Source organism: Allobaculum sp. JKK-2023, from assembly GCF_034745455.1.
In the GTDB taxonomy this organism is placed as follows: domain Bacteria; phylum Bacillota_I; class Bacilli_A; order Erysipelotrichales; family Erysipelotrichaceae; genus Allobaculum.
Genome location: NZ_JAYERV010000003.1, coordinates 3006640 through 3018611, shown reverse-complemented (window position 1 = coordinate 3018611; position 11972 = coordinate 3006640). Strand labels below are relative to the sequence as shown.

Annotated in this window: 8 protein-coding genes and 1 tRNA gene; 1 reads left to right on the top strand and 8 read right to left on the bottom strand. The window is 46.4% G+C overall.

The window, feature by feature from the left end; genetic code table 11:
- Positions 1 to 30: 30 nt before the first annotated feature.
- The 8 genes from U4956_RS12130 to U4956_RS12095 form a co-directional block, all read right to left on the bottom strand.
- A complete protein-coding gene (locus U4956_RS12130; protein ID WP_323090953.1) occupies positions 31 to 2604 on the bottom strand; it encodes an ATP-dependent Clp protease ATP-binding subunit in 2574 nt (857 codons plus the stop codon).
- Positions 2605 to 3077: 473 nt separating this feature from the next.
- Entirely contained in the window at positions 3078 to 3737 is a 660-nt protein-coding gene (locus U4956_RS12125) for a hypothetical protein (protein WP_323090952.1), read from the bottom strand.
- A gap of 2 nt (positions 3738 to 3739) precedes the next feature.
- The gene (gene nagA / locus U4956_RS12120) at positions 3740 to 4876 is read right to left on the bottom strand and encodes an N-acetylglucosamine-6-phosphate deacetylase (protein WP_323090950.1); all 1137 of its coding nucleotides are present in this window, start codon (positions 4874 to 4876) and stop codon (positions 3740 to 3742) included.
- Positions 4877 to 5346: 470 nt separating this feature from the next.
- Positions 5347 to 6237, bottom strand: coding sequence for a YitT family protein (locus tag U4956_RS12115; protein ID WP_323090949.1), 891 nt, complete (start codon positions 6235 to 6237; stop codon positions 5347 to 5349).
- 3 nt (positions 6238 to 6240) lie between these two features.
- Positions 6241 to 7614 carry an RsmB/NOP family class I SAM-dependent RNA methyltransferase gene (locus tag U4956_RS12110; protein ID WP_323090948.1) on the bottom strand — a complete coding sequence of 458 codons (1374 nt, stop codon included), beginning with the start codon at positions 7612 to 7614 and terminating at the stop codon, positions 6241 to 6243.
- A 545-nt stretch (positions 7615 to 8159) separates the two neighbouring features.
- Positions 8160 to 9221: a M23 family metallopeptidase gene (locus U4956_RS12105; protein WP_323090947.1), complete on the bottom strand. Its 1062-nt coding sequence runs from the start codon at positions 9219 to 9221 to the stop codon at positions 8160 to 8162.
- Between the two features lie 111 nt (positions 9222 to 9332).
- Positions 9333 to 9408, bottom strand: a tRNA-Thr gene (locus U4956_RS12100).
- Positions 9409 to 9458: 50 nt separating this feature from the next.
- Positions 9459 to 10661 carry a hypothetical protein gene (locus U4956_RS12095; protein WP_323090946.1) on the bottom strand — a complete coding sequence of 401 codons (1203 nt, stop codon included), beginning with the start codon at positions 10659 to 10661 and terminating at the stop codon, positions 9459 to 9461.
- A 1006-nt stretch (positions 10662 to 11667) separates the two neighbouring features.
- Here U4956_RS12095 and U4956_RS12090 point away from each other — a divergent pair.
- A complete protein-coding gene (locus U4956_RS12090; protein WP_323090945.1) occupies positions 11668 to 11943 on the top strand; it encodes a hypothetical protein in 276 nt (91 codons plus the stop codon).
- The last annotated feature ends 29 nt before the right edge of the window (positions 11944 to 11972 follow it).

Sequence of the window (11972 nt, the reverse complement as noted above, 5' to 3'; positions counted from 1 at the left end):
GATTTCCCTGACTTCTTGTTTTATTCAGTATTACTCTTCTTTTTTACGAATATCAACGTGGAAGTGACCGTCTTTGATGTCTACATCAATGTAGGCATTGGACATCACGCCTTCTTCGATCATCCGACGGGCAATGTCGGTCTCGAGATAACGCTGGATATACCGGCGCATTGGACGGGCACCGAAGACAGGGTCGACACCATTTTCAGCAATTTTGTCATAGGCAGCGTCGCTGACATGGAGCGTAATGTCTTTTTCAGCCAGACGATTGGCAAGTTCGCCAACAAATTTGCGGGCAATCTTCGTGAAGGCATCTTCAGACAGAGCGTTGAAGACAACGATGTCATCAATTCGGTTGATAAATTCTGGACGGAAGTGCTTCTTAACTTCTTCCATGTATTTTTCGTGCAGGATTTCAGGCTCTTTTGCATATTCAAAAGCGTACTGAGCACCCAGGTTGGAAGTCAGGATGATGATCGTGTTCTTGAAATCTACGGTAACCCCTTTGGAGTCAGTGATCCGGCCATCATCAAGGATCTGAAGCAGAACGTTGAATACATCTGGATGCGCTTTTTCAACTTCATCAAACAGAACGATGGAGTATGGGTTACGTCTTACAGCTTCCGTTAACTGTCCACCTTCATCGTAACCAACATATCCAGGAGGCGCTCCGATTAAACGGCTCACTGCATGTTTCTCCATGTATTCCGACATATCGATTCGTACGATGTGGCGCTCATCATCAAAGAGTTCTTTGGCCAGAGTCTTGGCGACTTCAGTTTTACCAACACCGGTAGGACCTAAGAATAAGAAAGATCCAATTGGGCGGTTTTCATCCTGAATCTGTGCTTTGGAACGCAGGATGGCATCGACAACCAGGTCAATGGCATGATCCTGGCCAACAACCCGTTTTTCCATTTCGGATTTGAGATTGAGCAATTTTTTGCGTTCGGATTCAACCAGGCGGCTGACTTCCACACCAGTCCAGCGGGAGATGATCTTGGCGATCATTTCTTCGTTGACCGTTTCCTGAATCAGGGCGTCTTCGCCGGCTTCATCCGCCTGCCGTTGGGCAATGCGGCGTTCGAGTTCAGGAATGGTTCCATAACGCAGTTTTGCGGCATCTTCATAGCGGGCTTCGTTCTGAGCGGTTTCGAGGTCAAGTTTTGCTTTTTCAAGCGCCTGCTTGTCTTCTTTAGCCAGTTCGATCAGACGTTTTTCGTCTTCCCATTTGGAGTACAGTTCATCGCGTTTGCTTTGCAGACGACCCATTTCTTCTTCGATTTCTTTACGGCGTTCAATGGTCTTCTTGTCATCTTCATCCATTAAGGATGTCTTCTCGATTTGCAGGAGCATAATCTTACGCTGAAGTTCATCGAGTTCCTGCGGCATGGATTCCATTTCAACTTTTAAAGTTGCACACGCCTCATCAACCAGGTCGATGGCCTTATCTGGCAGGAAACGATCTGTAATGTAGCGATCAGACAGGCTGGCTGCCGCAACCAGGGAATCGTCGTTGATATGGACACCATGATAGGATTCGAAGCGGTCTTTCAGGCCGCGAAGAATCGAAATTGTGTCTTCAACGTTTGGTTCTTTTACCTGCACCTGCTGGAAACGACGTTCCAGAGCGGCATCTTTTTCAATATATTTGCGGTATTCGTTAAAGGTTGTGGCTCCAATCATGTGCAGTTCACCACGGGCAAGCATTGGCTTGAGCAGGTTTGCGGCATCCATGGAACCTTCTGTTTTTCCTGCGCCAACCAGGTTGTGAATTTCGTCAATGAACAGAATGATCTGTCCCTGCGAATTCTTGACTTCATCGAGGATTGCTTTTAAGCGTTCCTCAAATTCACCACGGTATTTGGCACCGGCGATCAGAGAACCCATATCGAGTTCGATCAGTTTTTTGTCTTTTAATGATTCAGGGACATCGTCCTTGAAAATCCGCCATGCAAGACCTTCAACAACAGCGGTTTTACCAACACCAGGTTCACCAATTAAAACTGGGTTGTTTTTGGTTTTTCTGGACAGAATCTGCATCATGCGGCGAATTTCGTCGTCACGACCGATGATGGGGTCAATTTTGCCTTCGCGGACTTCTTCGACCAGGTCACGTCCATATTTCTTCAAAGCTTCAAGGTTGTCTTCTGCGTTTGGTGAATCCATTTTGCGTCCTCCGCGGCGTTCGAGTTCAGCATCGTAGCACTGTTTCTCATTCAGATTGAAAACCTGAACCAGTTTTCTGGAGATGTAGGACTTGTTAAACATGAGGGCAATCCAGAGTGTAGCCACACTGAGGTAAGTTTCTTCATGTTCTGCTGCCCACTTCGCTGCTTTTTCAATCGACTTCTGAACTTCGTTGCTTAAGTTAACGTTGGCAGAGCTGGATTTAACGATATTCTTCTCTTCTTCGCGAATGATCTCTAGTGCCTTCTTTTTATCGACATTTAAGCGGTCAAACAGTCCGTTCAGAACATCGCTTTTGAAAATCGCTTCAAGAACATCAATGGTATCAACGCTGGCATGTTGTTTTGCCTTGGCATCATTCATAGCCTGCATCAAAATCTTTTGAAGATTCTCTGACATCTTTTCAAATTCCATATTCTCCCTCCTTTGCCTTTCTAACATTCAAATTATAGCCGCTTGTCCCAACAGGTCTTTCCGTGATGCCTAAAACAGTGAAACCTGACTCTGTCCAAAGATCAAAAGCCATCAATTCAAGATAAAAAGCTCTCTTTTCCTGACAGGACGAAAAGAGAGCTTGAGTGGTTTTATATCGTTAAAAGCCGTATCGAACAGCCAGAAATCCGGTAAGTGAAGCAGATTTTAAATCTAAGCAGAATTTAATCCTGCGCAGAACCAGGAGATTCTTCCTTTCAAAAGACAGCTCACCGGTTTCGGTCTTGGCAAAATCTCTTAGATGGAGCGATTTCCTGTTCAGAAAACCGGCCAGTGTTTTTGACTCATCGGTTTTGATGGTCTGTTTTTAAGCAACGCTGGTCTATTTTCGGCTTCAAAGACAGATCCATTCAATCTGCCTGCAAAATCCATCTGTTAAAATCCGCTCTTTAGGTCTACTCTACAACATCATGCCGGGCGTAAGTCAGAAGCCATTCTTCTCTGGCAATGCTCAGATCGGACTGCACGGCACTGCCATACATCATCTGGGCGTAAACTCGAAAATTTGCACAGACCGCCTTTGCCTGGGCGCGCATCGCAAAACGAACCTGTTCCAGGCTGGAGCAGACAGCAACTACGTTTTCTTTCTGGTCCTCATCCACCAGAGCCAGAATATCTTTGAGCACCTGCATGCTGTCAGTATAACGGCCAATCTTTTCCAGATTGACAAACAATAACGGGGCCTGATCCTGTAAAGCGATGGCCGCCTGTTCACTCTGGAAAATCGCGCCAACCGCAACCGGAACCCCCATACGTTTAGAAGCTTTGACGGCCATGAAGCCCTGTTCATTGGCCGGGACAATCAGGCGGGCCTGGCTGCATACACTCTGCAGACGCTTGGCCTCTTCTAACAGATGCCGGAAGGTATCATTGAGACCGAACAGGTAAATCAGCTGGTCTTCGCTCATCACTTCCTGAAGCGATGCAAGAGTCGCATTCACATCCAGTTCATCCTGGGTAAAGTCGATGGGTTCGGTATAAATCCCGCTGAGTGTAACACACTGGTTCACCTGCATGAATTCATCAGGTTTTAACGTCTGCAGATAAAATTTCATATTCAGAATGCCTTCTTTCCTTTGGTATAGGTCATGACTACATCGTAGTTATCGGCCAGCACAACCAGGTCGGCATCTTTGCCTGCCTGAATGCTTCCCTTGCGGTCATTGACGCCAAGCAGTGTCGCCGGGTTGATCGTGCAGGAGTTGATGGCACTTAACCATGGAACTCCAGCTTCTTCGAGAACTTTCAGGCCCTGATTGACCTTGAGGGTGCTGCCAGCCAGACTCTTGAGCACAACCAGATGCGCGGATCCATCCGGCATCAGTTCAATTTCATTGCCGCCAAACAGAACGCGGGTTCCGACCGGCAGAGATTTAACCATCAAAGAATCCGTTACCAGAATGGCAAAGTTTGGACCTTTGGCCTGGTAGAAGTCATAAATGGCTTCATAGGTCGAATGGTTGCCATCGCAGATCAGTTCGCCATATACATCACGGAAACGGAAAGCGGCACCGACAAGTCCGGGCTCACGATGATGGAATTTAGTCATTCCATTATAAACATGAGTCATCGACATCGCACCATTGGCCACTCCCATGCGGGCCTGCTCGTAAGTCGCACCGGAATGTCCCTGGCTGACCACGATGCCATGGTCGACACAGAAATGGGTCAGTTCATAGTTTTCATCATGTTCGGTTGCCATGGTGATCAGCTTAATCAGATGATCGGAAGCTTCCCAATAGCGTTTGAACTGCTCAAGATCTGGTTTCACACAATACTGCTCGGGCTGGGCGCCTTTATAGACCTGGTCAAGGTACGGGCCTTCAAAATGGATTCCGAGGATTTCAGCCCCTTCATAGCCTTCCCGGACAACTTTGGCTACGTTGCGGACAGCATTGGTCAGAACTTCTTCCGACTGGGTAATGGTTGTTGGCAAAATGCCGGTAACGCCTTCTTTGACGATGTTCTTCATCCAGTTGCGCAGGCCTTCTTCAGTGGCATCGTTGGTATCCCAGCCATAGGCGCCATGGGTGTGCTGATCAATAAAGCCAGGAACGATACGCAAAGTTCCATAGTCCTCATCAACTGGCTTGGTTCCATATGGCCATACCGCTTTAATTTTTTCCTGATCGGTTTCGATCTGAGCTGGCATCCAGGTATCGACTACCCATACTCGCTGACTTTGAATAATCATGATTGTTGATCTCCTTTTATTTCAGGCTCACCTCTCACTTCTGTATCGGGTCTGATCTTCTGTCTGGCTTTCACTTGATCATGAATTCGGTCTTTTTCAGAAGGATCCATGAAGAATCCATCAACTCTGCTCTCAGGACATCTGAATCAGACAGGCCGTTTTCTTTCCCACATGGAACCGACATTCAGAATGCATTGGTCCGTTCCCCGCAAAATTGCTCAATCTGCCCCGCCTGACAAAAGAAAAGTGCTTTCATCGATTAGAAAAAGGAATGAGCATACGGGAAATGAACATACAGAATGGGTGAGATCTCCTCTCATTGTAAAACGGCCTTCGCCATATCGGTGAAGGCCGTTTTCTTTTTTATCAAATTTTCAAAAATGCTTGTTAATTCGTTATGGGAATGATTCATTTCCAAAAACAGATTTCTGTTTTCAAAGAATCGAAAAAGCCGGGAATCTGCGGGAAAATTACTCCATCAGACGACGCTCGTAGTTGCCAAGAACAGCCTTGCCTTCACAAAGAATGAAGAAGGCTTTCGGATCGTAAGTCCGGACGATTCTCTTAACGGATTTGACTTCGTAACGGTTCATGACGCAAAGCAGAATTTCTTTGTGATCTCCGGTAAAGGCACCAAAACCGTTCCATGCCGTAACGCCACGGTGCAGATCGGTTAACAGATGTTCTTTGACATCGGGAACGTTGGTGATGATCAGACCATACATGCAGATATTCTGGAGGTGGACTTTATCGGAGATGAAATAAGCCAGAACCAGGAACATGGTCGAATACAGAGCGTTTGGAAGACCAAAGATGAAGGCTGCTGCCAGTTCAACAAAGGCATTCACCGCATAGGAAAGTTTACCAACCGAGAAGCCAGGTTTCGTAACCGAAAAATACATGCCCAGGATATCCAGGCCGCCAGCCGAACCAGCCGACTGAAGACAAAGACCAATCCCCACACCGCCTAAAATGGCGCCGAAAATTACGTTGGATAATACATCCGGCAGAATTGGTTCAGAAGGAACCGGCAGAACGGATAACAGCGTTGACTGAATGATCAAAGACAAAAGTGTCTTGTAGACAAAGTTTTTCGAAAGCTTTCTCCAGGCCAGGATGAACAGTGGAATATTCATCAGAAAGTTAAATACACCAGATAAAGCTGTACCCTGAATCAGTGTGTAGGACAGGATCTGGGCAATACCAATCAGGCCGCCGGTATTCAAAGACCAGGGGACGATAAAGCAGGTAACCCCGATTGGGAATAATAAGCTTCCAATAATCAGCAATGTGTATTGATACAGCTGATGTTTGAATTTCGCATTTTTATCTGCGGATGAAGTTGGTACATTTTGCGACATAAATTACACCTCTAAAATTTTTGAACCCGAATTGAGCCGCAGGCCCTTGGGCAGTTTATTTGTGATCCTTGATTGCGAACTTTTGCCAAAGCCATAAGGGATTGACCGATAACATAAAGCCCGGTATCCCTTTGGGGCATTGATCTCAAGCTGATGGCCATGATAGAAACAATCCATCTGTTCGAGGGTTGTTTCCGTCTTGGTCAGGCCATGCTGGGCGTAGGAACTCGACAGATAAAATGCATGCGCCGGCTCAAAACGGTTTTTGAGCAGTTCACCGATCTGCACACCCTGACGAAGCACTTTTCCTTTTTTCAGATTGAAGAAAGGGTAGTTCATTCCATAGACTTCCACTCCATCTTTATTGCGGACCAGATGATAATGCTGATACCCATATGGCATCTGTTCTTTGAGAAACGCTGAAGCTTCTTTGGGCAGTTCTTCGGGTTTGGCTACTTTCGCTTTTTGAACAGTTTTTTTGGGGGCTGAATCCTTTTCCTGTTCCTTCTTTTCAAAGCGGGCGACAAAATGGCCTTCCCCGCCATCCATCGGGAAAATCCGTCGGACTTTGGAAGCGTCCATGCCTTCCGTTTCAAATCCAGGCCTGCCCCATTCAACATCGACATCAAGCTGAATGGCATCCTCAAAAGTCTCTAAAAGCCAGGCCACATTCTCTTCGTTTTCTTCTCGGGCATACGTGCAGGTCGAATAAACGAGCTGACCGCCCGGTTTGAGCGTTTTCCAGGCCTCTTTGAGAATATCCTTCTGTCTGGCTGCACAAAGCAGGACATTGGGATATGACCATTGATCGGATGCAGCTTCATGTTTTTTCATCATGCCTTCTCCGGAACAGGGCGCATCAACCAGGACTTTGTCAAAGACAGAGGGCATCTGGCTGCACAGCGTCTTGCTGTCCATGTTTGTGACCATGAAGTTTTCGGCACCCATCCGCTCCATATTGGAAAGCAGAATCTGAGCCCGCCTGGGATCGATCTCATTGGAAAGCAGAAAGCCGCCATCAAGACGATCGAGAATCTGCGTACTCTTCGATCCGGGAGCTGCACAAAGATCGAGAACAACGTCATTGGGTTTTGGGTTGAGGACGTCTACAGCTGAACCGGCGGAGGGTTCCTGCAGATAGAACAGACCTTGTAAATGGTCTGGATGCAGCCCGTACTGTCCATGGATATACCAGGTATTGCGGGCAAAACGCGAAGGGAGTTCTAAAAAAGGCAGCTGATTTCTGGTGATTTCCAGATCCTGCTTGCGTGGGGAAATCCGCAGCCCCTGATATAAAGGCTGCTCAAGACTCTGAACGTAAGCATCCATCTCATCGCCAAGCATCGCTGCCATACGTTTTTCAAATAAAGAATCCATATTTTTCACATTCCTGGTCCGGAAAAACATCTGTTTTTTTTCCGGTTCAAAAATCACTCCATGACTCTTTCAACTGCTTTGTTTAAGTCAGAAATGGCATCTCTTTACGCACTCATTATAGAGCCTTCAAAACACCTGTCCTGTCTGAATGACCATTTTCATCTACAAAAGATGGTCCTACAATCCCACTGTTCGCAAAAGAAATCCGGAATTATTGCAGAACTATCGCAGAACGATCATGAAAAGAGAAACAGAAAACAATGTCTGCTCTGCCGTTGAAAAGTCTTTAAACCGGAGTATCTCTGATTTCATTTCTGTTCGTTACACAGGACATTTTAACCGTTTTGTCCATTCTGTTGAAACAAAGTGTTTTTGTCTCTGGCTTGCTGATCGTCAAAACGGTTTCTTTTTAAAAAAAGACATCTATCCTCAAAAAGCCCCGGATTTCAGCCTGATCCAGAGATCGATCCAGCTGTTATCCGGGACTTATTTCTTTTTCCTTTTTTCTTTTTTTGGTTTGTTCTGGATTCGGCCTTTTTCGCTTTTCAGCGGCCAAAATAGAGTTCCGGCCGGACCCGGCAGGCAATCCAGGAACACGTTGCCGGCGTATCCCAGCCCGTACCAAACGAAAAATCGGCGCCCTGCTGGAACGCATGAATGGCCTCGGGCAGGGAGACTTTCAGATCAAACAGTTCGAGATGCGTATGCGGTCCGGTAGAGTTGCCCGTATTGCCGCTGTAGGCGATCAAATCCCCCTGATGAACCTGCTGACCAGCGCGGACCTGAATCCGGCTGGACAGATGACAAAAGGTAATCCCATACAGCCTGTCATTGGACTGACCGATCATGGCAATGGTATTCCCGCCGCCAAACGGCCAGCCGCACCAGTTGCCAAGATACCCTCCTCCATCGCCAACTGGAGCGGCTGCATACAAAATAACCCCGTCCGCTGGCGCATAGACCGGCGTATACATCGATAAAGCAAGATCCATCCCCAGATGCAGCCCACCACCCGGATACGCCCAGGTTCCGGCAGATAAAACACCGGCAGCCGGCATTTTCAGACTGCTTGACTGGCCAAGCGTGGAAGGGATCGGCAGGCCATCAAGTCCATCCAGGCCTTCTGTCGTATCGTGCTCTTCAAAAGCCGGACAGGCCCTTTCAAATCCAGGCCCATAGCCAGGCGCTCCATGCGGAAGATCAGGGGTTACAGACAAAACAGAATTCCAGACCTCTTCGGGAATATGGCCAGGATCCGGTTTTGGCGGGGCATTCTTTTCCTGAATGGTCTGTAAAATCGTTAAAGCTTTCTCCAGACTCTTGATGGATTGCTCGATCTGCCTGGCTTTATTGGCAAACAACGCCGACTTTTCCTGCCAGTCATCATCTCGCTGGTTGATCAGAGCGTTATACGTGCGATGGATATTGGTTTCTCCTTCCTGCAGCTGATGTTTTGTTTTTTCGATCTGCTGGCGAAAGCCATCCAGATCTGAAGAGACAATCGCATCGAGTTTTGCTTCCTGATCCAGCCGCTGATAAAGTGTGTCAGGATTCTGCATCGGGCACAAAGCCAGAATCAAAATCCAGAAATTAAGAAGTATGTTCATATCTTCATATACGCAAAAAACCAGAAACCTGCACGCTGCGCTGAAATTTCTTATGGAAACCGGAAAATAAAAAATCCCATATCTGAAATCGATATGGGAGACTTTTCAAAGTGGTGCCGACGATAGGACTTGAACCTACGACCTACGCGTTACGAGTGCGTTGCACTACCAACTGTGCTACGTCGGCGCTCAAGTATTGTACCACACGAAAAGGGATTGATGTAAAGTAATTTAAGTTTATTGGTTTAACTGGGCCTGAATCTGTGCGATATCCGCATCATACTGAGCCAGAATCTCATCATTGTCCAGACCTTCTTCCGCTAAAAACTGAGCGTACTGGGCCCGGTCTGCATTGAGCTGAGCCAGCTGGGATTCAAGTTCGGCGCGCTGGCTGGGTGTAGACTGGCCAGTGCCGGCTGCGCCAGGCTGATTTTGAGCGGCCTGATCACTGGCGGCTTTGAATTCGTTATAAACCGTTGCAAAGTCTTTTCCGGTAATCGGAACGAAAACTGCATTGATTTCGTTTTTCGCACTTTCATCCAGCGAATTGAAAGCATCAATCCGATTGACGATGTCGGCACGAGTGGCTTCATCGGCCGTTCCCCAGTTGCGCGCATAGTCCATCAAAGCCTGGAAAGTTGGGTTCTGGTCATTGGCCACACTCTGCCTGGTCGAATTCAACAGGTCCACGAAGGTCATACCGACATGCTTTGGATTGGCAAAGTACGCGTTGATTTCATCTTTCTTGGCTTCTGGCAGCTGGTTGTAATCCGCTTCCAGATTGAGCACATCCCGTTTCTGGGCATCAGACTTCATTGGATATTCATCCGCAAAGTTGACCAGCTTGTTATAGGCATAGTTTTGCTCAACGTCTGTGGCATGCATTGGATCATACACTGTGACTTTCCAGGCATAGGCACCAAAGATTGCCGCAACGACGGCAACGATCGCCACGATACCCCAGAAGCGCGGTTTGTGATAAAAGCGCGTTTCCTTTCTGGGCCTGGTTTCGGGTTTGACAAAATGGTCTTCCCGGTTTTTGGTCTCATAACGATTGGGTTCAATCTCTTCGTAGCCTGGCTTTGAAGCTGCTTTTGAAGAATGCGAAGCCCCAACACCAGAAGGATTGGCTTTTGTTTTGCTTGTCGCCTCAGACGGGTTGTTGCGGGCGTATTCACGCTCCTCTTCTTCAATGGTCTGCTGGCCGCGTTCTTTACGGAACTGGTCAAGCGCTTTAAGCATCGATGCTTCTGCATTCCGGCGCTGGGCTTCGTTCATCGTATTGACCAGCGAAGAAGAAGTAAAGTCCTCATCATCTGGAAATAAAGCCAGTTCAGCTTTTTTATCCAGCAGTTTCTGGGTGAAATCATCAATTTCATTGGTAGATGGATCATTTTCTGGCACTTCAGGATTCAGGTCCGTAGAATTGCGATCGTTCATCAGCTTAGCGCAAGGATTTTCCTGTCTGTTCAACAAGAAAGGAATTGCGCACGCCTCCTTTCCAACTATTTAAAATCCAGACTTCCTGCTTCAGGCGGAAATCTTTCCTTATATTTTGATATATATATTTTGGTATTGATATTGCATATTTCGATATTCAAATTGCGATAGATTGGGATTTCAATCCTGCTCTGCTGCTCTTTCCCATTTCGATTTCAGAGTTCATCGTTCAAAACTCAGTTTCGAATTCCAGAGTTTTCTTACAGAGTTCAAAGGATCGATTTCAGATCCAACTCATTCCTGGTTTAAATCAGGGTTCTGTTTCGAGATCGACTCGCAGCCAGCCAAAATCCATTCTTTGGCCAGGCGTGCCGATCTATTCCTTTTACTCTTGCGTTCTTCGGACTCAAGAGTAGGGGATCTGCCCATCTTCTTCCAATCTACAGGATAAGAAATAAATATGGTATAGGAATCGGACATGACTTCGGATTTCTGTGTGAAGAAAGTCACTGCCTCATCTCCTTGAAAAAAGCTTCGTGCATTGTGTTCAAACACTCCTGGATTCACCCCTTTTCAGAAGGAAAACAAGGACAGCTTTTCTGGATTCCATCATATCAAATCAGGCATTTCATTTTGCGATGAGCCAGGGAATGTTAGATTTTCAGCCATTTTTTAAATGGGTAAGTTTCATTGTCAGATAATTTTCGGGAAAGTCAATCTTTCTTTTTATGGTGCATGTTCATCGCAAAAACAGCTATGCGCTCTGATTCATGAATATTTGCATAAAAAACTGCTTTTTTTTCAAAAAAAACATCTCCATTTTATGAGATGAGGTGTTTTTGCATAATTATGGGAAAAGATATGTCTATACTATAGGAAATGCCGGGGAATTCTGGACCTGTTTGTAAGCACTTCCCCAACAAAAATGATCTTGTTCCCCTCTCCACCTTGAGTTATAATTTGGAAAAACTGAACGGGATACAATTGAAAGGAATACTGACTACTTATGTATGATGAGCTTTTTGAATATGAACTGATTCAGAAAATTGCCGCCCCTATCCTCGACAAACTTCTTGAAATGCAGGAAGAAATCAATGATGATGATCTGGTTGATTGTCCGGTAACCATTCAGCTGTCCGCTCCAGAACTGGAAGGACAGGGGTATGATACCAACGCTGTCTGGTCTTCTCTTCCCATGGATGAAAAATTTCTTGAAAAACTGGAGGTTTATCTTCAGGAACAGATCGATGAATGGACTCGGCCAACCACGATTCTCCAGTAACATCAAAGGACGAGTAACTTTCGATCGGA